This window comes from Kribbella sp. VKM Ac-2568, assembly GCF_004345365.1.
Taxonomy (GTDB): Bacteria; Actinomycetota; Actinomycetes; order Propionibacteriales; family Kribbellaceae; genus Kribbella; species Kribbella orskensis.
Window position 1 is genome coordinate 300,147 of the sequence record NZ_SLVF01000003.1, and the last position, 23,357, is coordinate 323,503.

A 23,357-nucleotide genomic window follows, 5' to 3' on the forward strand; every position below is an offset into this window, starting at 1 on the left:
GTCAGCGTCCACCTCCCCCCGGCGGACGCTGACCTGAAACCGGTCGCGCGCCGTCAACCCCCACCCCCCTCCGACGGTGCGCGACCGGTTCACTCCTCTGCCGGAACCGCCAGCGCGTTTCCCGGCGCTGTCAGGCCCGCGAGCGCTGGCTCCGGGCCTGTTTCAGTTGTCCAGCAGGCCGGCGTCGTGCGCCAGGATCGCGACCTGCACCCGGTTGGTGGCGTCCAGCTTCACCAGCACCCGCGAGACGTGCGCCTTCACGGTCGCCTCGCTCATGAACAGCTCCCGGCCGATGTCGGCGTTGGACAACCCGCGCGCGACCGCGCCCAGCACCTCCCGCTCCCGATCGGTCAGCATGGTCAGCCGTTCGCGGGCGGTCCGCTGCCGATCCGTCCGCGGGTCGGCCGCGAAGTGCCCGATCAACCGCCGAGTCACCGCTGGGGACAGCATCGCGTCCCCCGCCGCCACGACGCGGACCGCCTGCACCAACTCCCGCGGCGGGGTGTCCTTCAGCAGGAAGCCGCTCGCCCCCGCCTGCAGCGCGCGGAACACGTAGTCGTCCAGGTCGAACGTGGTCAGTACGACGACCTTCGGCGGATCCGGCAGCGCCTGGACCTCCCGGGTCGCGGCCAGTCCGTCCAGCCGCGGCATCCGGATGTCCATCAGCACCACGTCCGGCCGGTGCTGGCGAACCATCGCGGCCGCATCCGCGCCGTCGTCGGCCTCGGCAACCACCTCGAGGTCGTCGGCCGACTCCAGGATCATCTTCAGTCCCGCCCGGACCAGCGCCTCGTCGTCCACGATCAGCAGCCGCGTCATCGTTGTCCTTCTTTGCCGTCGGACCAGGGCAGCCAGGCCTCGACCCGCCAGCCGCCGTCCTGGGTCGGTCCGACCGCCAGCCGCCCGCCGGACAAGGTCACTCGCTCCCTCAGACCGACCAGGCCCGCGCCGGATCCGGGCAACAGTGAATCAGCCGCCACCGGCCGGACGTTCGTCACCCGCACCGTCACGCCCGCCCCGGCCGCGCCCTTGACCACCACTTCGGTCCAGACCCCGCGCGCGTGCTTGTGCACGTTGGTCAAGGCCTCCTGCACGATCCGGTACACCGTGCGCCCCACGGAAGCCGGTACGTCGTCGGGCAACGTCAGCTCGCTCGTCACGTTCACCCCGGCCGCCCGCGACGCCTCGACGAGCCGGACCAGGTCCGCAGCCCGCGGTACCGGGGAGAGGTCGGCGCCGTCGAGGCTCTGATCGGTCCGCAGTACGCCGAGCACCTCGCGCAGGTCTTCCATCGCCTGCCGGGCGGTCTCGCGGATAAGTCCCGCTGAACTCTCCACCTTCTCCGGGCCGACGGCCGGGTTCACCTCGAGTCCACCGGCGTGCAGCGCGATCAGCGACACCTTGTGGGCGAGAACGTCGTGCATCTCCTGCGCGATCCGCGCCCGCTCGCCCAGCCGGGCCTGTTCCGCCCGGAGCTCCCGCTCGGCCTCGGCGCGTTCGGCCCGGTCCCGCAACGAGACCATCAGGTCGCGCCGGGCGCCGATGTACGCCCCGACCGCGACCCACGTCCCGATCAGGAACGGTCCGGTGAACAGCAGCACGAAGAGATCGGTGTTGTTGGACCAGCTGCCGACGACATAGGCGACGTAGGCGGCCGCGCTCAGGATAGCGAGCGCGGCGTCCCGGCGGCGGATCGCCAGGGTCAGCAGCGCGAGGCCCATCGGAACGAAGATCTGCCCGACACCGAGCGCCAGTACCGCGATGACCGTGACGGTCACCGGATAGCGCCGGCGCCACCACAGGGCCAGCGACGCGACGATGCCGACGGAGAGGACGAACCAGTCCCGGGCGTCCCAGCCCGCACGGCCGGAGGCGGACTGCGCCACGATGGTGAGCAGGCTGAAGCCGATGAACATCAGGTCGCGGATGCGCGGCGCGCGCCGGATGAACCAGGCGTACCAGCGCCGCAACCGTCCCATTGCGTCAGCGTAGTTGCCCCCGACCCTGACTTTCGTCCCTCTTCCGGTGGGGGTCGGGCCAGGATCCTGACGACTTTCGTAGGGGGTCGGAGCAGCCGGTCGGTCGATGCGCGGAGGGGGTCGCGAACGGAAGAGTTGCGGCCATGATCACCGTCGAGAACCTCAGCAAGCGATATGGCAGCACCACGGCCGTCCACGACGTGTCCTTCACCGTCGAGCCAGGCAGCATCACCGGATTCCTCGGCCCGAACGGCGCCGGCAAGTCCACCACCCTGCGCATGCTGACGGGCCTCACTCCACCCACCTCGGGCCGCGCGACCATCACCGGCAAGAAGTACGCCGAACTGCCGAACCCCGGGCGAGTCGTCGGGGTCATGCTGGACGCGGCCGCTCAGCACCCGGGCCGCACTGGCCGGGAGACGCTGCTGCTCAACGCCGGTCTGCTCGGCGTCCCGAACAGCCGCGCGGACGAGATGCTGGAGGCCGTCGGGCTCACCTCGGCCGCGAAGCGCCGCGTCGGGCAGTACTCCCTGGGCATGCGGCAGCGCCTCGGCATCGCGAGCGCCCTGCTCGGCGACCCCGCGGTACTGATCCTGGACGAGCCGGCCAACGGTATGGACCCCGAGGGCATCCGGTGGATGCGCGGTCTGCTGCAGGACTTCGCGTCGCGCGGCGGCACCGTCATCCTGTCCAGCCACCTGCTGGGCGAGGTCCAGGCGACGGTGGACCAGCTGGTCGTCATCGGGGGTGGCCGGATCGTCGCCAACGGCTCGCTGGAGGAGCTGCTCGCCGGGAGCGGCACGCTCGTCCGCGGGCTCGACCCGATCGGCCTGAACGAGGCGCTGACCGCCGCCGGTCTCGGCCTCGAGCCGCTGCAGGACGGCGCGCTGCGGGTCGACGCCACCGCCGAGCAGGTCGGCCGTGCGGCCGCTGCTGCCGGACAGATCCTCCTCGAACTGCGCGAGAGCGACGGCGCCGGTCTGGAGGAGCTGTTCTTCCAGCTCACCAGCCCGACCGCGGTCGCCGCCTGATCACCTTCTTCTTCCTGCTACCTCCTGGAGCTCATCACCATGGCAGTCACTGAAATCACCTCCCCGGCCGCGACCGCGGCCCCGGGCAAGCACCGGGCGGCCGTCGCCACCTCGTTGCCGCCCGCCCGAGGCCAGTCGTTCCTCAAGCTCGTCACGACCGAGCTGCGCAAGTCCGTCGACACCCGGAGCGGCCGGGTGCTGATCCTGGCCATCCTGGCGCTGGCCGTCGCCGCCCTGACCTGGCAGCTCACTCACATGGAATCCGGTCAGCAGGCCTTCGACAGCTACCTGGCGGCCGCCTCCACCGGTGTCCAGCTGTTGCTGCCGGTGATCGGCGTGATGGCGATGACGAGCGAGTGGACCCAGCGGACCGCGCTGACCACCTTCACGCTGTCGCCCCGCCGGGTCCGGGTCCAGCTGGCCAAGTTCGTCTCGGCGATCGTGCTCAGCGTCGTCGTGCTGACCGCGACCACCGTGCTCGCGCTGGCCGCCACCGCCATCGGTGGTGCCACCGGCGGCGACGGAGCGACGTACGCCGGGCTGGGCGGTTCGCTGGCCGGGGCCTACCTGACCACCGCGCTGAACGTCGTGATGGGTGCCGCCTTCGGTGCGGTGATCGCCCAGACCGCGGTCGCGATCCTGGTCTTCTTCGTCGCCCCGACCGCCTGGGCGCTGGCCGGCCCGGCGCTGTTCAAGGCCAACGCCGACTGGCTGGACGTGTTCGGCGCCTTCGGCCGGATCGCCGAGCGTGATCTGCACGGGATGGTGCCCGAGACGCTGACCGCGATCGGGGTCTGGATCGTGCTGCCGACCATCGCCGGACTGTGGGCAAGCTCACGTCGCGAGGCGAAGTAACACCGCTAAAGGCGGCAAAGACGCGGAGGGCCTGGCCGATTTGAGGGGATCGGACAGGCCTTCCGGCCTGTCATCGGACCTCTCGGTGCATCCAGTCAGGGGGCGGTGCGTGTGTCTGTCCCCTGGTCCGGGTAACCTAGAACCACGATTACTGACGACTGATCCGTGGGCGCCACGCTGCGTACCCGGTTGACTTGTGCGAGGGGGTCGACGCTATGGGGCGCGGCCGTGCAAAGGCCAAGCAGACGAAGGTCGCACGCGACCTGAAGTACCGCACCTGGGACACCGACTTGGACCAGCTCAAGCGTGAGCTGTCCGGCGGCGACGAGGGCGGCAGCCGATCTGCGAACGGCAACAACGACACAGACGCCGGCGATGACGCCGACGACTACCACCCCCGTCGGTAAAGCTGCAGCAGCACTCAGGATGATCTGCTCACGCACCTAGGTGCGTGAGCAGATCGCCCGTGCTCGGCCGACGAGTTTCACCACACGGCACTACAGGTGATGTTTGCTTGCCTTTTTGCCGGCAGCAGAACTCAGCACGACGTCGGAGGAATCTCAGGTCCTGATCTGAGGTTCCTCCGACGTCGCGCGCGAGCTGCCTTCGTCCTGCCCGACAGCGGCCCGCGTGGCTGTGCCGTGGCTGGGCCTTAGTGCGCGTAGTCGCCCTGGAGTTCCACGCCGGTCCGGCCGTCGGCCGCGGTGACCTCACCGCACACCCACGCCGGGATCTCCCGCTCGGCCAGTACTGCGATCGCCCGGTCGGCCGCGGCCGGGTCGAGCACCGCGACCATGCCGACGCCCATGTTCAGCGTCTTCTCCAGCTCGAGCAGCGGCACATCGCCGAGCAGCCCGACCAGTCCGAAGATCGGCGCCGGTGTCCAGCTGGACCGGTCGATCCGAACAGCCAGGTCGTCCGGGACGACCCGGGCCAGGTTCGCGGCGAACCCACCGCCGGTGATGTGCGACATCGCGTGCAGCGGCTTGTCGTCGTTCCCGTTCAGCTCCTGGATCAGCTCCAGGCAGTGCTTGGCGTAGACCCGGGTCGGGATCAGCAGGGTGTCGCCGAGGGTGCCGCCCAGCTCGGGAACCTCCCGGTCGAGCTCCCAGCGGGCCCGGTCGAAGAAGACGTGCCGGACCAGGGAGTACCCGTTCGAGTGCAGCCCTGACGAGGCCATCGCGACCACCACGTCGCCCGCCCTGACCCGCTCGGCGCCGAGGAGTTCGTCGGCCTCCACGACACCCGTCGAGGCGCCGGCCACGTCGTACTCGTCGGGCTTCAGCAGGCCGGGGTGCTCGGCCGTCTCGCCGCCGACGAGGGCGGTGCCGGCTTCGACGCAGGCCTCGGCGATGCCCTTGACGATCTGCGCGATCGTCTCCGGGACCACCTTGCCGGTGCAGATGTAGTCGGTCATGAACAGCGGCTCGGCGCCGCAGACCACCAGGTCGTCGACGACCATGCCGACCAGGTCGAAGCCGATCGTGTCGTGCCGGTCCATCTTCTGGGCGATCGCGACCTTGGTCCCGACTCCGTCGGTGGACGTCGCCAGCAACGGCCGCCGGTACGCCGTCAGCGCGGTGGCGTCGAACAGCCCGGCGAATCCGCCGAGGCCGCCCACCACCTCGGGGCGGGTCGCCTTGGCCACCCACTCCTTCATCAGCTCGACGGCCCGGTCACCGGCCTCGATGTCGACTCCCGCGGCGGCGTAGCTGGCGCCCTGGCTCACGATGTTTCTCCTTGGGTCAGAGCCGGCTCCTGAAGAGCCGGCTGGCCGGGGCCGACTGCTCGGGCCCCGAACTGCTTAGGGCCGGGCCAGCGCGTCCGCGGCGCCGGCGCCGCCGGAGACCGTGGCGAGCCCGTCGACGTCGGTGCTGACCGGGAGCTCGAGCAGGTGCTTGCCCAGGTGCTCCGGGTTCGGCAGGGCGACCGGGTAGACGCCGTCGAAGCAGGCCCGGCAGAGCTTGTCCTTCGGCACCGTGGTGGCCTCGATCAGCCCGTCCAGGCTGACGTAGCCGAGCGAGTCCGCACCGATCGAGCGGCAGATCTCCTCGGTGTTCAGGCCGTTCGCGATCAGCTCGGCCCGGCTGGCGAAGTCGATGCCGTAGAAGCACGGCCACTTCACCGGCGGCGAGGAGATCCGGACGTGGATCTCGGCCGCGCCGGACTCGCGCAGCATCCGGATCACCGCGCGCTGGGTGTTGCCGCGCACGATCGAGTCGTCCACGACCACCAGCCGCTTGCCCTCGATCACCTCGCGCAGCGGGTTCAGCTTCAGCCGGATGCCGAGCTGGCGGATGGTCTGGCTCGGCTGGATGAAGGTCCGGCCGACGTAGGCGTTCTTGACCAGGCCGGAGCCGTAGGGGATGCCCGACTCCTCGGCGTACCCGATCGCGCCCGGCGTGCCGGACTCCGGGGTCGCGATGACCAGGTCGGCCTCGACCGGGTGCTCGCGGGCGAGCCGGCGGCCGACCTCGACCCGGGTGGAGTGGATCCGCTGGCCGGAGATCTGGGTGTCCGGGCGGGCCAGGTAGACGAACTCGAACAGGCAGCCCTTGGGGTCCGCCTCGGCGAACCGGGTGGAGCGCAGGCCCTCCTCGTCGATCGCGACGATCTCGCCCGGCTCGACCTCCCGGATGAAGCTGGCGCCGACGATGTCCAGGGCGGCGGTCTCGCTGGCGATCACCCAGCCGCGTTCCAGCCGGCCGAGCACCAGCGGGCGGATCCCCTGCGGGTCGCGAGCGGCGTACAGGGTGGTCTCGTCCATGAAGATCAGGCTGTAGGCGCCCTTGACCTTCGGGAGCACCTTGGCGGCCGCCTCCTCGATGGTGAGGTCCGGGTACCCGGCGAGCATCGAGGTGAGGATGTCGGTGTCCGAGGAGGCGCCGTGCTTGGCGTTCGCCTTGGCGTGCTCGACCTCGAGGTCCAGCCCCAGGTCGAGGTCGTCGCTGCCGTCGAGCGTGGCGGCCAGCTCACCGGTGTTGGTGAGGTTGCCGTTGTGCCCGAGCGCGATCGAGCCGGTCGCGGTCGACCGGAACGTCGGCTGGGCGTTGGCCCAGACGCTCGATCCGGTCGTCGAGTACCGGCAGTGGCCGACCGCGATGTGCCCCCGCAGGGACGCCAGGGTGGCCTCGTCGAATGCCTGGCTGACCAGACCCATGTCCTTGTAGACCAGGATCTGGCTGCCGTTGCTGACCGCGATGCCAGCCGACTCCTGCCCCCGGTGCTGCAGAGCGTAGAGCCCGAAATAGGTGAGTTTGGCGACCTCTTCCCCCGGTGCCCAGACCCCGAAGACGCCACAAGCGTCCTGCGGGCCTAGATCCTGCGGGTCAAGATCATGAGTGAGCCGACCATCGCCACGAGCCACGCGGCACAGTCTACGGGACCGTTACGGCGCTCCTCGCCGCGCTACCGGCCGCGGGCTACCAACACGTCATCGCGGGACAGTGATCGGATGCCGGCTGATCGGCGGACTGGGTGACGGTCCCGGCACCGAACGGAATCACGGTGAGAGCGGCCACCATCAGGCCGCCGGCGACTACTTTTAGCCACTTCTTGATCACGACACGTTCCTCCGAATAATGTGAACCACCCAAACAAGCGCTCAATGTCGACGCACTCTGTATATGGTCGGTTCCAAACAAGCGCTGAAGGAGTGAACAGCCGTGCTGGAACCGCTAGGTGTGGACGAAGCCACCTTTGCGGTCTACCACGCCCTCTTAAGCCATCCAGACAGTACGCCGGAGCAGATTTCCGCGCGACTGAATTCGCCGCTCGATGAAGTCCTCCAGGTCATGGAGCACCTGCGGAAGCTCGACCTGCTGGTGCCGACCTGGACCGACCCCGACTCCGAGCACGCGGTGCACCCGCGGGTCGGCCTGTCCGGGCTGGTCGAGCGCCGTCGCGGCGAGCTGACCACGCAGCTCAACGCGCTCCGCCAGGCGGAATCGTCGGCGGAGGTGATCGCCGAGCAGTACAACGAGCTGCTCACCTCGCGCAGCAGCGGCGACGTCGAGGTGCTGAAGGGCCGGGCGAACGCGTCCCGCCGGATCGAAGAGCTGGGCATGAAGGCCAAGGACACCTTCTGGGGCATGGTGCCGGCCCACATCGACGACACCATCCACCCGGTCGAGGGCTCCCCGGACATGCCGCTGCTCGAGCGCGGCCTGAAGATGCGCACCATCTACCTGCAGAGCATGACGGTGTCCAAGCCCGGCTTCGACTACGCGGCGACGTTGCACCGGATGGGCGGCGAGGTGCGCGCCACCCCGACCCTGCCGATGCGGCTGCTCATCTTCGACCAGGAGATCGCCATCATGGCGATGGACCCGGAGAACCCGACGGCCGGCGCGGTGATCCACCGCAGCCCCGCAGTCGTCTCGGTCGCGCTCGCCCTCTTCGATTCGTACTGGTCCCGCGCCACGGAACTGTTCGCTCCCGAGGACCGCGACAACAACACCCCGCTGTCCCCGCACGAGGCCGAGGTACTGCGCCTGCTGGCCGGCGGCGCCAAGGACGAGCAGGTCGCCCGCCTCCTCGGCATCTCACTGCGCACGGCCCGCCGCATCACCGCCAACCTCTCCGAGCGCCTGGACGCCACCAGCCGCTTCGAGTTGGGTGTAGCCGCCGCAAAACGCGGCTGGGTCTGAGCTTCGCCGAATTCCCTGAATTACTGGAAATGCGGTCGTAGTAAATGTGAAGAATGCAGCTGCTATTCATTCTGCTGGGTGGCCCCTCCTGCCGGCACGACGCGACTGACTTTCGACCGCCGGGCGACCACGCAGAAGCCGCTTCGAGCTTCTGCGGGAAACGCGGAAATCGCGGCACAGATCGATGGGCCGGCGCCCGGAACGCCGAAACGTCCAGCAGGGATGGGGTTGCGCCGCATCCTCCGCTCGGCGGACTAGACCACTTCAGGTCCGAGGTGGCCACTTGGTGGGATTGGTGGCCAGAAGATGCCAAAAGCTTGAGATTTCGCCAGATATCTGCTTGTTGGGTGTTCCATTCGGTTCATCAGTGCCGCACGGACAACGACGGAGGAGGAACGTTGTCATCGGCCACTTTCGGGCAGCACAAAGCGATCGAAAGGTCGGAGCGGTGCATTGTCCGACGGATTAGTGCTTGTAACACGACTGTCGGCTGAAGTGACCTGCCGGTCAGGTGACTGTGATGACAACGGAGTCTGGCGTGCTCCAGTGAGGGTGGCGAGCGGGCCGTCGCGGGTGATCTCGGCGCCGGGGGCATCGATCTCACCGGTGGTTCGGATCACCGCCCGGGCGGGCTCGCCCCGCTGCTTTGAGGGTCAGGGTGTCGGAGGACTCGGCCTTGCGAAGACCTCGCCACCGCCGGAGACCGGTTGCAGCACACCGACCCGGACCTCGGCCTTGGCGGGCGCCCAGGAGGACGCTCGGACTGATGGGAAGTACTCGGCCGTGCCGTTGACGAGAGCGCCCGAGGCCAGGCCAAGGGCGTCGGCCAGGAGCGTGCAGTGAGTGCCGTCGGTGTCGCGGGAAGGGAGAGCACCGACCAGCAACTCCAGCGACGTCAGCGGCTGGTCGGCATCGTGCACGGCGGCCATGAAAGCGTTGCCCACATAGAGATCCGCGACATTCTCGACGGTCAGATCACCCCTCCACCTCATCCAGCACGCGGAGGCCCCCTACACCCAGGAACTCCTGGACGCGATCCCCAACCCCGGTCACACGTTCTTGACGGCGGCGAGGAGTTTGGTGAGGGAGTCTCGGGCGTCGCCGAAGAGGAGGGTGGTTCGGGGGTCGTAGAGGAGTTCGTTCTCGATGCCGGCGAATCCTGGGCGCATGGAGCGCTTGAGGAAGATGACGCGCTGGGCCTCGTCGGCGTTCAGGATGGGCATGCCGTAGATCGGGGCGCTCGGGGAGTTGCGGGCGGCCGGGTTGACCACGTCGTTGGCGCCGACCACGAGGGCCACGTCGGCGGACTTGAAGTCGCCGTTGATCTCGTCCATCTCGCGCAACTGGTCGTACGGGACCTGGGCCTCGGCGAGCAGGACGTTCATGTGGCCGGGCATCCGGCCCGCGACCGGGTGGATCGCGTAGTCGACCTTCACACCCCGGCCCTGCAACTCCTCGACCAGGTCGCGGAGGGTGTGCTGGGCCTGGGCGACGGCGAGGCCGTAGCCGGGGACGATGATCACGCGCTGGGCGTATCCCAGCAGGATCGCCACGTCCTCGGCGCCACCGGAGATCACCGGGCGCTCGGAGGCGGTCCCGGCACCCAGGGTGGAGCCGCCGCGGACCGCGCCGAACAGGATGTTGAAGACCGAGCGGCCCATCGCGTCGGCCATCAGCTTGGTCAGCAACGTACCGGCCGCGCCGACCAGGGTTCCGGCGATCAGCAGCAGGCTGTTGCCGAGCACGTAGCCACCCGCGGCCACGGTCAGACCGGTGAACGCGTTCAGCAGCGAGATGACGATCGGTACGTCGGCCCCGCCGACGGGCAGCACCAGCATCACACCGACGGCCAGTCCGACCAGGCAGAGGAGGACGCCGACCCACACGCGCGGGTCGGAGACGAGCCACGCCGACAGCGCGATGCCACCGAGCAGGCCCGCCACGAAGAGCACGGGGAGCCCCGGGAAGGTGACCGGGCGGGTGGTCATCAGTTCCTGCAGCTTGGCGAACGTCACCACCGAGCCGGAGAAGCTGATCGCGCCGACCAGGATGGTGAAGGCGGTCGCGATGGCGGCGATGGTCTGGCCGTCGCGCACCTCGCCGAGCTCGATCAAGGCGACCAGAGCGGCCGCGCCACCACCGACACCGTTGAAGAGCGCCACCAGTTGCGGCATGTGGGTCATCTGCACCCGGCGCGAACCGACCACCCCGGCGACCGTGCCGATCAGCAGGGCGATCAGGATCGGCACCAGGTGATCGGGCTTGTAGGCGACGAACGTGATCACCACGGCGAGGGCGGCGCCGGCCGCGCCGAGCAGGTTGCCGGTCCGGGCGCTGCGCGGTGACGACAACGCCTTCAGCGCGACGATGAAGCAGACCGCCGAGATCAGGTAACCGATCTGGGCCCAGGTTGCGATCACTTGTGCAGCTCCTTCTTGCGACCCGCCGGACCGCGGAACATCTGCAGCATCCGGTCGGTGACGACGAAACCGCCCACCATGTTCACGGTCGCCAGCACGACGGCCAGCAGGCCGACCGCCACGACCAGCGCGGAATCCGCCTGGCCGGTGACGATGATCGCGCCGACCAGGATGACGCCGTGGATCGCGTTCGCGCCGGACATCAGCGGGGTGTGCAGGGTCGAGCTGACCTTGCTGATCACCTCGACGCCGACGAAGGCCGCGAGCACGAAGATCGTCAGCAAAGCGATGGTCTCGGTCATGCCATCGGTCCTTCCAGCAACTCGCGGGTCGGCTCGTGCAGCACGCTGCCGTCGTGGGTGACGCAGCAGCCGCGGACGATCTCGTCGTTGAAGTCCGGGGCGAACTCGGCATCCCGGGTCATCAGGGTGATCAGGTTCGCGATGTTCTGCCCGTACAGCCGGCTGGCCGGTCCGGCCATCTGGCTGGGCACGTTCGCGCCACCCCAGACCAGCGCGTTGCCGATCATCAGCTCGGTCCCGGCCACCGAGCCCTCGACGTTGCCGCCGGACTCCGAGGCCAGGTCGACCACGACCGAGCCGGGTTTCATCTGCTCGACCATGGCCCGCGACACCAGGATCGGCGCGGTCCGCCCGGGCACCGCCGCCGTGGTGATCAGCGCGTCCGCGCCCGCGACGTACGGCGCGAGCAGGTCGCGCTGCAACTGGGCCCGCTCCTCGGTCATCTCGCGGGCGTAGCCGCCCGGTCCGTCCAGGGTGCCGAGCTCCAGCTCGATCGGCTGGGCGCCCATCGAGGCGATCTCCTCGGCCGCGGCGGTGCGCACGTCGTACGCCTTCACGACCGCGCCGAGACGCTTGGCGGTGGCGATCGCCTGCAGACCGGCGACGCCCGCGCCCAGGACGAGCACCTGGGCGGGCGGCACCGTGCCGGCGGCGGTCATGTTCAGCGGGAAGAACCTGGGCAGGCGTTCCGCCGCGACGATCGCCGCGCGGTACCCGGCGACCAGGGCCTGGGAGGATAGCGCGTCCATCGACTGGGCCCGGGAGATCCGCGGGATCAGCTCCATCGCGAACGCGGTCAGCTTGGCCCGGGTCGCGGCCCGGATCACGTCCGGCGGGTTCGTCGGCAGGAACGACATCAGCGCCGTACCGGCGTGCAGCCGTTGCAGGCGTTCCCGTTCCAGCGGCTGCACCGACGCCACCACGGTGGCCGCGTGGTCGGCACCCCAGGCCACCTCGGCCCCCGCGTCGCGGTAGGCGTCGTCGGAATACAGCGCGCGCTCGCCGGCCGCGGGTTCGACCGCGACCTCGTAGCCGAGCTGGACGAGTTTCACGACTTGTTCCGGCACCAGCGCCACGCGGCGCTCCGCCGGTCTGGTCTCTCGCACTACTGCGATCTTCACTCGCCGAAACCTATGCCAAACCCTGGGTGCCCGGAAAGCCCGGTCCCACCGATCATGCCAAGTTCTGAAGAAGATGCGCCTCGGCCAGGCAGACCTTGGCGAACTCCTCCAGGTGCAGGCCTTCGTCGATGCCGTGCGCGCGGGTATCCGGATCCTCCACCCCGGTGACCAGTACGGCGGCCTGCGGGAAGGCCTGCTGGAACTCCGCGATGAAGGGGATCGAGCCGCCCATCCCGGTGTCGACGGGCTCCACGCCCCAGGCCGCGGCGAAGGCGGACCGGGCCGCGTCGTACGCGCCACCGCGGGCGTTGATGCTGCACGGCTGGCCGAGATCGCCATCCGTGACGGTGACCTGGGCGCCCCACGGGGCGTTCTGCTCGAGGTGGTTGCGCAGGGCCTCCATCGCCTTGACCGCGTCGTCACCCGGCGCCACCCGCAGGCTCACCTTCGCCCGGGCGACCGGTACGAGGGTGTTGCTCGCGTCGGCGACGCGCGGCGCGTCGATGGCCAGTACCGCGATCGCCGGGCGGGTCCACAGCCGGTCGACCAGCGTGCCGGTGCCGATCAGCCGGACGGAGTCCAGCACGCTCGACTCGGCCCGGAACCGGTCCTCCGGGTAGTCCAGGTCGGCCGCGCGGGTCGCGTGCAGCCCGTCGACGGCGACGTCACCGTTGTCCGTGTGCAGGGTCGCGAGCAGGCGGCACAGAGCCGACAGCGCGTCCGGCACGGCACCACCGAACAGGCCCGAGTGCACCGCGTGCTTGAGCGTCCGCACCTCGACGTAGCAGTCGACCAGGCCGCGCAGGGACACGGTCAGCGCCGGCTGGCCGATCGCCCAGTTGCCGGAGTCGGCGATCACGATCGCGTCGGAGGTCAGGTCGTCGGCGTACTCGTCCAGCAGCGCCAGCAGGGTCGGCGAGCCGATCTCCTCCTCGCCCTCCACGAAGACCGTCACGCCGACCGGCAGATCGTTGCCGAAGGCCCGTACGGCGGCGAGGTGGGCGGCGATGCCGGCCTTGTCGTCGGCGGCGCCGCGGGCGTACAGCCGGCCGTCCCGCTCGGTCGGCTCGAACGGCTGCGAGGTCCACTCGTCCAGCGCGCCGGTCGGCTGCACGTCGTGGTGCGCGTAGAGCAGTACCGTCGGCTTGCCCTCCGGGGCCGGCTTCTTGGCGATCACGGCGGGCGCGCCCTCACCGGCCCGGACGATCTTCACCGAGAAGCCCTCGGCCTCGAACAGGGCGGCGGTCGCCTCGGCGGACCGCTGGACGTCGGCCGCGCGGGCCGGGTCGGCGCTGACCGAGGGAATCCGGATGAGGTCCTCGAGGTCGGCGCGGACGGAGGGCAGTACGCGGTCGATCGCCGCAGACAAGTCAGACATGCGCCCTACGGTACGGCGGTCCCGCTCGAGACCCCATGCCGGTCAAAAGGAGGGGCAGTAAGGATCTTACGGTTTAGGGTAGGCATCCCGAAGGTTATCGCCCGAACCCGAGAGGATCTCATGGCCCGCCCCCTAGCCATCCTGACCGCCTTCATCAGCACCGCCGCGGCGCTCACCACCGTCAGCGCACCGAGTACCGCACCGGCGCCGACTCCCAGATCTACGGCATCGACCCGGCCACCGGCGCCACCGTCGGCGTGGTCGCCATCGCGGAGTCACACGTCGGGGGAATCACCACCAGCAAGGGATGGGCCTTCGTCTCCGGCGCCGGCACCTCCATCCGCAAGTACCGGCTGACCGAGCTCCGCGACGCAATGAAGGCCGCCGGTACGCCGTACCTGACGCAGGTGGGCACCGCCCGCGAGGTGGCGTCGGCGTCCTTCCTGAGCAGCTACGGCGACTCCCTGTGGTCCGGCTCCTTCAATGACACCGGCCGCGGCACGATGTACGAGTACAAGATCGCCGACGACGGCACCCTGACCACGGTCGCCGGCGCCTGGGAGGTGCCGACCAAGACGCAGGGCCTGATGATCACGGCGAAACACTTCGTCTACAGCACGTCGTACGGACGCGGGAACCGGAGCAACCTGTACGTCGTACGCCGGGGTCAGAAGGATCTCGACGCGGCCCAGCTGAGCTGCTTCCGCGCGCCGAGCATGACCGAGGGCATCACCGAGTACAACGGCACCGCGTACCTCGTCTACGAGTCCGGCTCCCACCTCTACGCCTCGGACCCCGCCACCCTCAACGTCATCCCCCGCCTCCACAAGGCGTCGGTGATGTCGCTGACCTCGCTGGTGCCGTAGTACCTACTGATACTTCGCGGAGTTGAGGACGTCGTCGCGCTCCGGGTCCAGGGCTCGCACCTGGACTCGGAGCATCTCCGTCTGTGAGAGCTTCGAGTAGCGCTCCACCACGCCGCAGTCGTAGGCGATGGTCACGGACGGCCTTTTGTCGACCTCTTCGGTAACCGCGCCTGTCGGCTTGCACCCCTGGGGAGCTGTGACGGTCTGCACCGTGGGCAGGGTCGACATCGGCAGCACGCCCATGAACACACCGTAGGCGCCGTTGTTCGCCTGCCAGCCGGCGGAGTCGGGGCTGACCAGCAGCGCCTTCGAGCCGTCCGCCGCCTTGGTCGACTTCTCATCCCAGTCCCGCGGCACCTGCACCGACAGCCGCCCAGAGTCGTCGGTGACTGTCACCGGGCGGCTCAGAACCAAGGCATAGCCGCCCAAGCCCCCAACTGCGGCCAGGACCACCGCTGCGAGCACGGCAATCACGCGGGCCCGGGTGAAGCGGCGGGGTTCGGGGGCCACCTCGGTGGGCGGGACGGCGGCGATGGTCGCGACGTTGGCCGGCGAGGGGGCGGTCTCCTGGTCGACGGCAACCGGACTCGCGGGGGCGGAAAGCTCTTCGGCGGGGACCAGATTGGCGGGGATCTCGCCGGTGGTGTGGGCCTCGCGGAGGGCGTTGAGGAAGCTGTCGAGGTCTGGCCAGCGCTTGTCCCGGTCCGGCTCGAGGGCCCGCCGGACCACCACGTCGATCGCGTCCGAGACGTCCGCGCGCAGTGTGGTCATCGACGGCGGCGGGGCGTCGATCCGCATCACCGCGCCGAGGCTGATCACGCCGTGCGGCGCCTGGCCGGTGAAGGCCGCGTAGGCGACCGCGCCGAGGGAGTACAGGTCGGCGCGCTGGTCCAGCCGGTCGCCCATCACCTGCTCGGGCGCGACGTACGCCGGAGTACCGCCCGGCATCGTCAACTGGGACACGGTTTCCAGGGACTTGCCCAGGCCGAGGTCGCCGAGCATCGCGCGATCACCGGCCGGGTCGGTGCGGAACAACACGTTCGCGGGTTTCACGTCGCGGTGCAGGACGCCGCGGGCGTGTAGCTGCTTGAGCCCGCTGCCCACCTGGGTGATCACGTCGACGGCCTCGTCGATCTCCAGCGGCCCGGCCTTGATCCGGTCCGCGAGCGACCCGCCGTCGGCGTACGTGAGGACCAGGTACGGGCGGCCGTCCTCGGTCTCGCCGATGTCGTGCACGCCGACCACGTGCGGCGAGTCGACCCGGCGCAGGAACCGGCCCTCGGCCAGGAACCGGCGGCGGACGTCGTCCTCGTCGATCCAGTTGTCGGACAGGATCTTGACCGCGACATCGGCGTCCAACTGCTCGTCCCGGGCCAGCCAGACGGTCGCGAAACCACCAGCACCCACCCGGCGGACCAGGGAGTACCGGCCGATCCGCGGTGGCTGGTCCATGCCCGCATTATGCTCGATCGCTCCTGCGACCGGGTCGCCGGAGCGGGGCAACGAGACGGAAACGCGGCTCGTGACGAACAAATCGGGGCCGGCCGTCGTCCCATCGCCGACGGGGACGAATCGATGGGACGACCGAACGTGAAGCACAAGAACGGTGCGCTTGCCGTCGGCGTGGCGGCAGCCGCGGTACTGGCAGTGGTCAGCGGTGGCGCCTTGGCGGCCCAGCGCGGCCCTGCTACGGGCGGTACAGGTGCCGCGCCGCTGCCGGCCGGGCCGTCCCCGACCGCCTCGTCACCCAAACCCTCAGCCACTCCCAGCTCCACGCCGAGCACCAAGCCCAAGCCGACGCCGACGCCGTCCCGACCGGGGATCCCGGCCACGGTGACCATCGATCTCGCCAAGTTGCAGCTCGGGCGGGCACCTCAGCAGCCGTACCTCGAGGGCCGGGTGGTGAAGGGCGGGCCCGGCACCGACCACACCATCCCGGGCAAGCAGAACATCCTGCAAGCACTGCAATTCGGGACCCAGCTCGTCGCACTGCTGGAGGTCGGTGAGGGCGGCAGCGAACTCGTCACCGTGGACACGAACGCCGGCCATCCCGGGTTCGGTCCCGTGCGGATCCCGGACGTCGCGAGCCTGGTGGGCTCCCTGGATGTGACCGAGTACGCGTTCGCGACCGCGCCCCAGAACCCAGACCACACCCGGGCCAGGGGCAGCGCCGTCTACTGGTCGAACAGTCTCCCGCTGCCGGACGAGAAGGAGTTGCCATCGCGGAAGCTGGAGCGGCCGAACGACTGGGGCTCGACTGTGCTCGCGGTCGTCGGAGACACCGTGTACTTCGCTTCCGACACGGACCCGAACGGGATCACCTCGGCTCTGAACGAGTGGAACTCCAAGTCCGGCAAGGTGACCCGGCTGCGCAGCTTCAAGTCCCCGTTCCGCGTCGACTACCAGGGCCGGACCGGCGTCGACCAGATCGCCGGGGCGGCCCAGACCTTCTGCTCGGCGCTCAGGGAAGTGGACAACGGCAAGCAGTTCTGGCGGACCTGTGAGTACGCACTGAACGGTTTCACGCCCGACGGCCGGACCGTCTACGCGACCCCGGACTTCCGGGCCGGCGGCTCGGACCCATTCACCGCCGCGCTGGACGCCCGGACGGGTGAGCTGCGGCGGAAGTGGGTCGGGGCGCTGTTCCTGCACGCGCTGGCCGAGGACGACGACCACCTGCTGATGGTCGCCGACAATGGCGAGGGGACGAAGAGCGCGATCATCCGGTGCAGCATCACCACCGGCGGCTGCGAGCTCGCGACGCCGCTGACCAAGATCCGGCGGTACGACCTACGGCTGTTAGGAGCTCAGGCATGAGGCAGAAGAACGGCCGGCTGATCGTGCTGGTCGCGGCGGTCGCGGTCGCGGCTGTCGCCCTGGGCGGGGTGTTCGCCTACCAGCAGGGGCCTCGCGGGAACGACTCCGCTGCGGCTCCGCTGTTCGCACCGACCAGCCCGGCCACCCCTACTCCCAGCCGGACGCCGACGCCGTCAGTCACCCCGTCGACGACGCCGTCCCGGACGCCGTCCGCACCCCAGACGACGTCCACCGGCCCGACCAGGATCAAGCTGAACCTCGCGAAGCTCCCCAAGGGCCGCGCACCCCAGATCCCGTACCTGGTCGGCCGCGAGGTCCGCGGCGGTGCCGGCGATCCGACCAAGATCCCCGGCAGCGGCAACATCCACGCGATCGCCCGGCTCGGCAGCAGAGTGCTGGCCGTGGTCTCCAAAGGCAACGGCACGGAACTGGTCAAGATCGACTACGGCGCGGTCGAGCGGGTCCCGGATGTGACCGACCTGGTCTCCACCGACGACCAGACCGCGGTCGCCTATGCGGCCACGCGGACCACGGAAGGTGGCGGCGCGCTCAGGGGCGGCATCGTCTACGCCGAGACGATTGAGTCGGTGAAGTCACTCCAACTGCCGAACAGCTGGGACGTCTACCCCCTCGCCTACCGGAACGGCAAGGTCTACTTCCGGGCGTCAGCCACCGAGACCGGCAGCAACTGGAACCTGTACGAGTGGACGCCGGGCGCCGCGAAGGCGACCGAGATCACGACGGTGAAATCACCGACGGCTCTGTCGGACGACGGCCGGGTCGCCGCGTCGATCGGACTGCTCAACGACAGCGGCACCTGCTCCGACGTCACCCTCGTCGCGACCGGCAAGAAGCTCTGGCGGACCTGCGAGAACCAGCTGTCCGCCTTCACGCCGGACGGCGCCACGGCGATCGGCCGCCCGTCGTACCTCGACGGGTACTGCGACACCACCGTCGCCGCCCTGGATGCCAGCACCGGACGACTGATCCGCGAATGGAGTAGCTGCTTCCACCAGAGCGAGGCCGAGGACGACCAGCACTTCCTGATCATCGCCGACGCGAGCGACGGTGGCGGCGAGGACGGGTACGGCAGGCGGGCGATCATCCGCTGCGACATCAGCACCGGCGCGTGCGAGCTGGCGACGCCGCTGTCCAGCACCAGCTCACTGAGGATCGGCGACTGACGGCGTCTGCCAGCAGCTAACTGGCAGCCCCTCGCGCCCAGCAGGCGGGAGACTGCCTATATGGAACGGATTGTGGTGCTGGCGGATGTGCACGGGGTGTTGCCTGCTTTGAAGGCGGTGCTCGGGGAGGCCGACGTCGCGGGCGCGGATGTGATCGTGCTGGCCGGGGATATCGCCAGTGGGCCGTTGCCGGTGGAGACGTTGGATCTGCTGGTGGGGCTGGGGGAACGGGCGGTCTGGGTTCGGGGGAACGCGGACCGGGAATTGGTGGCGATGGCTCGGGGGGAGTTCCGCGGGGAGGCGCCGGACGAGGTGAGTCCGTGGGCGGCCGGGGAGTTGCGGGCGGATCAGGTCGAGCTGCTGGACGAGTTGCCGGCCAGCGTCACGATCGGGGACACGCTGTTCTGCCATGCGACTCCTCGCGACGACGAGGAGATGGTGCTGGTGGACAGCCCGATCTCGCGGTGGGCGGACGTCCTAAGCGGCGTACCGGAGGAAGTCAGGACCATCGTGTGCGGACATACGCACATGCCGTTCGCCCGGCAGGTCGATCGGCGGTTGGTGGTCAACGCCGGCAGCGTCGGGATGCCGTACGGCGCCCCCGGAGCCAGCTGGGCTCTGCTGACGGCCGACGGCGTCGAGCTCAGGCGCACTCACTTTGACACGGCAGCCGCCACGCAGCAGCTTGCCAAGCAGTCGTCGTACCCAGGGATCGAGACCTGGATGGACGAGTACCTCCGCTCCAACTACTCCGACACCGACGCCCTCGCCGCGTTCAGGCCGCGCTCGAAGGGCTGACCGGCTACCGTCGGGGCATGTTCGCGCGGCGTCGGAAGCACTTCGGAACTCCGGCCGACAAGGCGACGTATGCGACCCTGCATACCGCCTCGCTGGCCACGCCGAGCCTGCGCGAAGGACTCACCCCGGCCGCGGCGGGCAAGGCCAGCAAGCACCTTCGCGACCTCCTCGGTACCGCGGCCATCGCCATCTGCGACTCCTCCGGCGTACTGGCCTGGGACGGCGTCGGCGGTCCGTACGAGAGCAACCACCGCCGCGACGCCAAGGCGATCGCCGCCGTCACCCTGCGAACCGGCCGTACCGCGGTGCTCGGCCCGCACGACGTCGCCTGCGGTGACCCGCAATGCCCCGTCCGTACTGCGGTGGTGGCTCCGATCGTGACGGAGGATCACGTGGTGGCCGTGCTGGTCGCCTACAGCCCACGTTCCTCGGCCGCACTCGTCCGGGCCACCGAGGAGGTGGCTCGCTGGGTCTCCGGCCAGGTGGAGCTCGCCGAGCTGAACAAGGAGCGCACCCGCGCGATGGAGGCCGAGCTGAGGGCGCTCCGGGCGCAGATCAGCCCGCACTTCATCTACAACGCGCTGGCCGCGATCGCCTCCTTCGTCCGGACCGATCCCGAGCGGGCCCGGGAGCTCCTGCTCGAGTTCGCCGACTTCTCCCGCTACGCCCTGCGCCGGGGCGGGGAGTTCACCACGCTGTCGGACGAGCTCCGCAACGTCGAGCGGTACCTCGTGCTGGAGCAGGCGCGCTTCGGCGAACGCCTCAAGGTGTCGCTGCTGATCGCGCCCGAGGTGCTGTCGGTCGCGATCCCCTTCCTCGTGGTCCAGCCGCTGGTGGAGAACGCGGTACGGCACGGTCTGGACGGCACCACCGGCATCGGGCGGATCACCATCCGGGCGCAGGACCGCGGGCTGGAGGCGGAGATCAGCGTCGAGGACGACGGTGCCGGCAGCGATCCCGAGGTGATCCGCGCGGCGCTGGCCGGCGAGTCCGCGGGCGACTCCGTCGGCCTCGGCAACGTCGACGCCCGGTTGCGGCAGGTCTACGGCGACGACTACGGCCTGGTGGTCGAGACCGCGCCCGAGGCAGGCACAAAGGTCAGCTTCCGGGTCCCCAAATACTCCTCAGGGGTGCACGCATCCGCTTAGTCTGTCGGCCATGACCGACTCTCCGCTCCGGGTTCTCGTCGCTGACGACGAGGAGCCCGCGCTGGCCGAGCTGGTCTATCTGTTGTCGCAGGACAAACGGATCGGCGAGATCCGGACCGCGTCGAACGGACCCGACGCGCTGAAGATCCTGCAGGCGGCCGACCTCGACGTGGTGTTCTGCGACATCAAGATGCCCGGGCTGGACGGCATCGACCTGGCCCGGGTGCTGTCGAAGTTCGCCAGCCGCCCGCAGATCGTCTTCGTCACCGCGTACGACGAGCACGCGGTCGCCGCCTTCGACCTGGACGCGACGGACTACGTGATGAAGCCGGTCCGGGCCGAGCGCCTGACCGAGGCCGTACGCCGGGTCGTCAACGCGGGGACTCCGACCGCGACGCAGCCGCAGGACGACTCCGACGACGAGACGATCCCGGTCGAGCTGGCCGGCGTCACCCGGTTCGTCCAGCGCTCGACCGTCCGGTACGTCGAGGCGCAGGGTGACTACGCGCGACTCCACACCGGCCAGAACTCGCACCTGGTCCGGGTCCCGCTCAGCACCCTGGAGGAACGCTGGCGCGACGCGGGCTTCACCCGGATCCACCGCAGCACCCTGGTCGCTCTCGCCCACGTGGACGAGATGCGGGTGGACGGCGGCCGCTGCGCGGTCCGGGTCGGCGACGACTGGCTGCCGGTCAGCCGCCGGCACACCCGCGAACTGCGCGACCTGCTGGTCCGCTCGACCTCGCTGCGCGGATGAAGCAGACCGGATGAGTACGCCGGACGCGCCGCGGCGGATCCGGGTGACGAGCCCGCGGACCAGCGCGGCGCGGCGTTCGACCAGCCACACCGGCACCCGGGAGATCGACGAGCAGACCCGCGTCGGCGAGGTCTACATGCACTCGCTGATCCAGTCCCAGCTCCGGCTCGCGCTGGCGGTGATCCTCGGAGCCGCGGTCATGCTGGGCGGTCTGCCGCTGCTCTTCTGGCTGGTTCCGGCCACTCGGACGTTCTCCGTCGTCGGCCTGCCGCTGCCCTGGCTCCTGCTCGGCGTGGTCGTCTACCCGGTGGTATACGTCGCCGCCCGCGTCTACACCCGCAACGCCGAACGGATCGAAGCCGAGTTCACCGAGTTCGTGGGACGGAAATAGATGTCCCCGGCAATGAGTCTGACGGCGATCGGGCTGGTGATCGCCGCGACGATCGGGATCGGCCTGTTCGGTCTCCGGATCTCTCGCACCACGAGCGACTTCTACGTCGCCAGCCGGGCCGTCACCCCACGCTGGAACGCCTCCGCGATCAGCGGCGAATACTTGTCGGCGGCATCTTTCCTCGGCGTCGCCGGACTGGTGCTGGTGAACGGCGCCGACATGCTCTGGTTCTCGGTCGGCTACACCGTCGGCTACCTGATGCTGCTGGTGCTGATCGCGGCACCGCTGCGCAGATCCGGCGCCTACACGTTGCCCGACTTCGCTGAGACCCGCTTCGAGTCCGCGGTGGTCCGGCGGATCTGCTCGTTCCTGGTGGTCGGCATCGGCACGCTCTACCTGCTGCCTCAGTTGCGTGGCGCCGGACTGACCCTCCGCACGGTGACCGGCGCCCCGTCCTCGGTCGGTGCGGCCGTGGTCGCGGTGATCGTGGTGATCAACGTCGCCGCCGGCGGGATGCGCTCGATCACCTTCGTCCAGGCGTTCCAGTACTGGCTGAAGCTGACCGCCCTGGCCGCGCCGATCTTCGTCATCCTGATCGCCTGGCGCTCGTCGGAGCACCCGGTCGGCCTGCTGGACTCCCTGCACGGCGCCGGGGCCGAGTGGGCCGAGCCACTGTCCACCGCGGGCGGCCGCGACCACCCGCTCTATGCGACGTACTCGTTGCTCCTGGCCCTTTGTTTCGGGACGATGGGCCTGCCGCACGTGCTGGTCCGGTTCTACACGAACCCGGACGGACGAGCCGCCCGCCGTACGACGGTGGTCGTGCTGGCGTTGCTCGGCGCGTTCTACCTCTTCCCCCCGATGTACGCCGTACTGGGGCGGAGCTTCGCGCCGGACTTGATCGGTGCGGGCGCGGACACGGTGGTTCTCGAGCTGCCGGGGAGGATTTTCCCTGGCACAGTAGGGGATCTGCTGGGTGCGCTCGTGGCTGCCGGTGCGTTCGCGGCGTTCCTGTCGACCTCGTCCGGGTTGACCGTCGCCATCGCGGGCGTGATCGACCAGGACCTGTTGCGCGGCAGGTTGAACCGGGTGACCGGCGGGGACTACCTGGCCGTCAACGGCTTCCGGATCGCCGCTCTGCTGGCGATCGCACTTCCTTATCTGGCGTTCGAGCTGACCGGGAGGTTGAGCCTGGCCGACACGGTCGGGCTCGCGTTCGCGGTGGCGGCGTCGACCTTCTGCCCGTTGCTGGTGCTCGGTATCTGGTGGCGCCGGATGTCGACGGTAGGCGCCGCGGCCGGGCTGCTGGTCGGCGGGGTCGCGGCGATCACCGCGGTGCTGGTGAACGTGATCGGGCCACCCAGCGGTGGCTGGCCGAAGGCTCTGTTCGGGCAACCGGCGGCCTGGACGATGCCGCTGGCCTTCCTCACCATGATCGTCGTCTCCAGGCTCACCCCGCAGCGGATCCCGGCCGGCACCGCCCGCAGTCTGGTCCGCCTGCACACCCCCGAAGCCGTCGACGTCGACCGCAGCTTCCCCCAGCCCTGACGTTTGTCCGCAGGAAGCCGTTCGTCGTGCGGTTCCGACCGCTCGTCGCACGGGTGGGACCCGCCGACCGAGGGGTGACGGCCGCTGGGCGCAGGGTCCGCGCGGGAGGTGTC

Annotated in this window: 22 protein-coding genes; 12 read left to right on the plus strand and 10 right to left on the minus strand. The window is 69.8% G+C overall.

Translation table 11 applies throughout. The features are described 5' to 3' along the window. Positions 1-162 precede the first annotated feature (162 nt). Both EV648_RS08915 and EV648_RS08920 read right to left on the minus strand, forming a co-directional pair. Positions 163-819: a response regulator transcription factor gene (locus EV648_RS08915; protein ID WP_132287530.1), complete on the minus strand. Its 657-nt coding sequence runs from the start codon at positions 817-819 to the stop codon at positions 163-165. Further along, entirely contained in the window at positions 816-1,979 is a 1,164-nt protein-coding gene (locus EV648_RS08920) for a sensor histidine kinase (protein ID WP_132287533.1), read from the minus strand. The genes EV648_RS08915 and EV648_RS08920 overlap by 4 nt, the downstream gene beginning before the upstream one ends. Positions 1,980-2,122: 143 nt before the next feature. Here EV648_RS08920 and EV648_RS08925 point away from each other — a divergent pair, with 143 nt between their 5' ends. The 3 genes from EV648_RS08925 to EV648_RS08935 all read left to right on the plus strand — a co-directional run bounded on the left by EV648_RS08925 (position 2,123) and on the right by EV648_RS08935 (position 4,272). Continuing rightward, positions 2,123-3,010 carry an ABC transporter ATP-binding protein gene (locus EV648_RS08925; RefSeq protein WP_132287536.1) on the plus strand — a complete coding sequence of 296 codons (888 nt, stop codon included), beginning with the start codon at positions 2,123-2,125 and terminating at the stop codon, positions 3,008-3,010. A gap of 39 nt (positions 3,011-3,049) precedes the next feature. Then, positions 3,050-3,865, plus strand: a complete 816-nt coding sequence (locus tag EV648_RS08930; protein ID WP_132287539.1) for an ABC transporter permease — start codon at positions 3,050-3,052, stop codon at positions 3,863-3,865. A gap of 215 nt (positions 3,866-4,080) precedes the next feature. Further along, a complete protein-coding gene (locus tag EV648_RS08935) occupies positions 4,081-4,272 on the plus strand; it encodes a DUF3073 domain-containing protein (RefSeq protein WP_132287542.1) in 192 nt (63 codons plus the stop codon). 245 nt (positions 4,273-4,517) lie between these two features. Here EV648_RS08935 and purM read toward each other — a convergent pair whose 3' ends face one another. Both purM and purF read right to left on the minus strand, forming a co-directional pair. Beyond that, on the minus strand, positions 4,518-5,594 hold the full coding sequence (gene purM / locus EV648_RS08940) for a phosphoribosylformylglycinamidine cyclo-ligase (RefSeq protein ID WP_199234506.1): 1,077 nt from the start codon (positions 5,592-5,594) through the stop codon (positions 4,518-4,520). Between the two features lie 75 nt (positions 5,595-5,669). Further along, complete coding sequence (gene purF / locus EV648_RS08945; RefSeq protein WP_132287548.1) at positions 5,670-7,232, minus strand: amidophosphoribosyltransferase; 1,563 nt, start codon at positions 7,230-7,232, stop codon at positions 5,670-5,672. Between the two features lie 427 nt (positions 7,233-7,659). Between purF and EV648_RS08950 the strand changes: the two genes are divergently transcribed. Beyond that, positions 7,660-8,514, plus strand: coding sequence for a helix-turn-helix transcriptional regulator (locus tag EV648_RS08950; RefSeq protein ID WP_241994979.1), 855 nt, complete (start codon positions 7,660-7,662; stop codon positions 8,512-8,514). 653 nt (positions 8,515-9,167) lie between these two features. Here the strand turns inward: EV648_RS08950 and EV648_RS08955 are convergent. The 5 genes from EV648_RS08955 to EV648_RS08975 are packed head-to-tail and all read right to left on the minus strand — an operon-like array spanning position 9,168 to position 13,735. Then, complete coding sequence (locus tag EV648_RS08955; RefSeq protein WP_132287551.1) at positions 9,168-9,506, minus strand: hypothetical protein; 339 nt, start codon at positions 9,504-9,506, stop codon at positions 9,168-9,170. A gap of 57 nt (positions 9,507-9,563) precedes the next feature. Next, positions 9,564-10,934: an NAD(P)(+) transhydrogenase (Re/Si-specific) subunit beta gene (locus EV648_RS08960; protein ID WP_132287554.1), complete on the minus strand. Its 1,371-nt coding sequence runs from the start codon at positions 10,932-10,934 to the stop codon at positions 9,564-9,566. Next, positions 10,931-11,236 (minus strand): NAD(P) transhydrogenase subunit alpha, encoded by a 306-nt coding sequence (locus EV648_RS08965; RefSeq protein WP_132287557.1) that lies wholly within the window; start codon positions 11,234-11,236, stop codon positions 10,931-10,933. The genes EV648_RS08960 and EV648_RS08965 overlap by 4 nt, the downstream gene beginning before the upstream one ends. Continuing rightward, positions 11,233-12,357 (minus strand): NAD(P) transhydrogenase subunit alpha, encoded by a 1,125-nt coding sequence (locus EV648_RS08970; protein WP_132287560.1) that lies wholly within the window; start codon positions 12,355-12,357, stop codon positions 11,233-11,235. The genes EV648_RS08965 and EV648_RS08970 overlap by 4 nt, the downstream gene beginning before the upstream one ends. A 52-nt stretch (positions 12,358-12,409) precedes the next feature. Then, positions 12,410-13,735, minus strand: coding sequence for a dipeptidase (locus EV648_RS08975; protein WP_132287563.1), 1,326 nt, complete (start codon positions 13,733-13,735; stop codon positions 12,410-12,412). Positions 13,736-13,992: 257 nt separating this feature from the next. On the opposite strand from EV648_RS08975, the gene EV648_RS08980 reads away from it, so the two are divergent. Next, complete coding sequence (locus EV648_RS08980; protein ID WP_199234507.1) at positions 13,993-14,601, plus strand: hypothetical protein; 609 nt, start codon at positions 13,993-13,995, stop codon at positions 14,599-14,601. A 3-nt stretch (positions 14,602-14,604) separates the two neighbouring features. Here the strand turns inward: EV648_RS08980 and EV648_RS08985 are convergent, their stop codons facing one another. Further along, the gene (locus tag EV648_RS08985; protein WP_132287566.1) at positions 14,605-16,053 is read right to left on the minus strand and encodes a serine/threonine-protein kinase; all 1,449 of its coding nucleotides are present in this window, start codon (positions 16,051-16,053) and stop codon (positions 14,605-14,607) included. 123 nt (positions 16,054-16,176) lie between these two features. Here EV648_RS08985 and EV648_RS08990 point away from each other — a divergent pair, with 123 nt between their 5' ends. From EV648_RS08990 to EV648_RS09020, 7 genes are read left to right on the plus strand one after another with little or no spacing between them, the layout of a single operon-like run. Beyond that, on the plus strand, positions 16,177-17,418 hold the full coding sequence (locus EV648_RS08990; protein ID WP_132287569.1) for a hypothetical protein: 1,242 nt from the start codon (positions 16,177-16,179) through the stop codon (positions 17,416-17,418). Further along, the gene (locus EV648_RS08995; protein ID WP_132287572.1) at positions 17,415-18,602 is read left to right on the plus strand and encodes a hypothetical protein; all 1,188 of its coding nucleotides are present in this window, start codon (positions 17,415-17,417) and stop codon (positions 18,600-18,602) included. The genes EV648_RS08990 and EV648_RS08995 overlap by 4 nt, the downstream gene beginning before the upstream one ends. Before the next feature lie 60 nt (positions 18,603-18,662). Further along, a complete protein-coding gene (locus EV648_RS09000; RefSeq protein WP_132287575.1) occupies positions 18,663-19,400 on the plus strand; it encodes a metallophosphoesterase in 738 nt (245 codons plus the stop codon). A 17-nt stretch (positions 19,401-19,417) separates the two neighbouring features. Continuing rightward, the gene (locus EV648_RS09005) at positions 19,418-20,548 is read left to right on the plus strand and encodes a histidine kinase (protein WP_132287578.1); all 1,131 of its coding nucleotides are present in this window, start codon (positions 19,418-19,420) and stop codon (positions 20,546-20,548) included. Between the two features lie 10 nt (positions 20,549-20,558). Further along, complete coding sequence (locus EV648_RS09010) at positions 20,559-21,305, plus strand: LytTR family DNA-binding domain-containing protein (RefSeq protein WP_132287581.1); 747 nt, start codon at positions 20,559-20,561, stop codon at positions 21,303-21,305. Positions 21,306-21,315: 10 nt separating this feature from the next. After that, entirely contained in the window at positions 21,316-21,696 is a 381-nt protein-coding gene (locus EV648_RS09015; protein ID WP_132287584.1) for a hypothetical protein, read from the plus strand. Positions 21,697-21,708: 12 nt separating this feature from the next. Beyond that, positions 21,709-23,244, plus strand: coding sequence for a cation acetate symporter (locus tag EV648_RS09020; RefSeq protein ID WP_241994980.1), 1,536 nt, complete (start codon positions 21,709-21,711; stop codon positions 23,242-23,244). Positions 23,245-23,357: the final 113 nt, after the last annotated feature.

What these genes read in the sequence shown, in the direction of transcription:
- EV648_RS08915 (WP_132287530.1), bottom strand. Translation starts at nt 819, where the DNA reads ATGACGCGGCTGCTGATCGTGGACGACGAGGCGCTGGTCCGGGCGGGA.
- EV648_RS08920 (WP_132287533.1), bottom strand. Translation starts at nt 1,979, where the DNA reads ATGGGACGGTTGCGGCGCTGGTACGCCTGGTTCATCCGGCGCGCGCCG.
- EV648_RS08925 (WP_132287536.1), top strand. Translation starts at nt 2,123, where the DNA reads ATGATCACCGTCGAGAACCTCAGCAAGCGATATGGCAGCACCACGGCC.
- EV648_RS08930 (WP_132287539.1), top strand. Translation starts at nt 3,050, where the DNA reads ATGGCAGTCACTGAAATCACCTCCCCGGCCGCGACCGCGGCCCCGGGC.
- EV648_RS08935 (WP_132287542.1), top strand. Translation starts at nt 4,081, where the DNA reads ATGGGGCGCGGCCGTGCAAAGGCCAAGCAGACGAAGGTCGCACGCGAC.
- EV648_RS08950 (WP_241994979.1), top strand. Translation starts at nt 7,660, where the DNA reads ATGGAGCACCTGCGGAAGCTCGACCTGCTGGTGCCGACCTGGACCGAC.
- EV648_RS08955 (WP_132287551.1), bottom strand. Translation starts at nt 9,506, where the DNA reads ATGAGGTGGAGGGGTGATCTGACCGTCGAGAATGTCGCGGATCTCTAT.
- EV648_RS08965 (WP_132287557.1), bottom strand. Translation starts at nt 11,236, where the DNA reads ATGACCGAGACCATCGCTTTGCTGACGATCTTCGTGCTCGCGGCCTTC.
- EV648_RS08975 (WP_132287563.1), bottom strand. Translation starts at nt 13,735, where the DNA reads ATGTCTGACTTGTCTGCGGCGATCGACCGCGTACTGCCCTCCGTCCGC.
- EV648_RS08985 (WP_132287566.1), bottom strand. Translation starts at nt 16,053, where the DNA reads ATGGACCAGCCACCGCGGATCGGCCGGTACTCCCTGGTCCGCCGGGTG.
- EV648_RS08990 (WP_132287569.1), top strand. Translation starts at nt 16,177, where the DNA reads ATGGGACGACCGAACGTGAAGCACAAGAACGGTGCGCTTGCCGTCGGC.
- EV648_RS08995 (WP_132287572.1), top strand. Translation starts at nt 17,415, where the DNA reads ATGAGGCAGAAGAACGGCCGGCTGATCGTGCTGGTCGCGGCGGTCGCG.
- EV648_RS09000 (WP_132287575.1), top strand. Translation starts at nt 18,663, where the DNA reads ATGGAACGGATTGTGGTGCTGGCGGATGTGCACGGGGTGTTGCCTGCT.
- EV648_RS09005 (WP_132287578.1), top strand. Translation starts at nt 19,418, where the DNA reads ATGTTCGCGCGGCGTCGGAAGCACTTCGGAACTCCGGCCGACAAGGCG.
- EV648_RS09010 (WP_132287581.1), top strand. Translation starts at nt 20,559, where the DNA reads ATGACCGACTCTCCGCTCCGGGTTCTCGTCGCTGACGACGAGGAGCCC.
- EV648_RS09015 (WP_132287584.1), top strand. Translation starts at nt 21,316, where the DNA reads ATGAGTACGCCGGACGCGCCGCGGCGGATCCGGGTGACGAGCCCGCGG.
- EV648_RS09020 (WP_241994980.1), top strand. Translation starts at nt 21,709, where the DNA reads ATGAGTCTGACGGCGATCGGGCTGGTGATCGCCGCGACGATCGGGATC.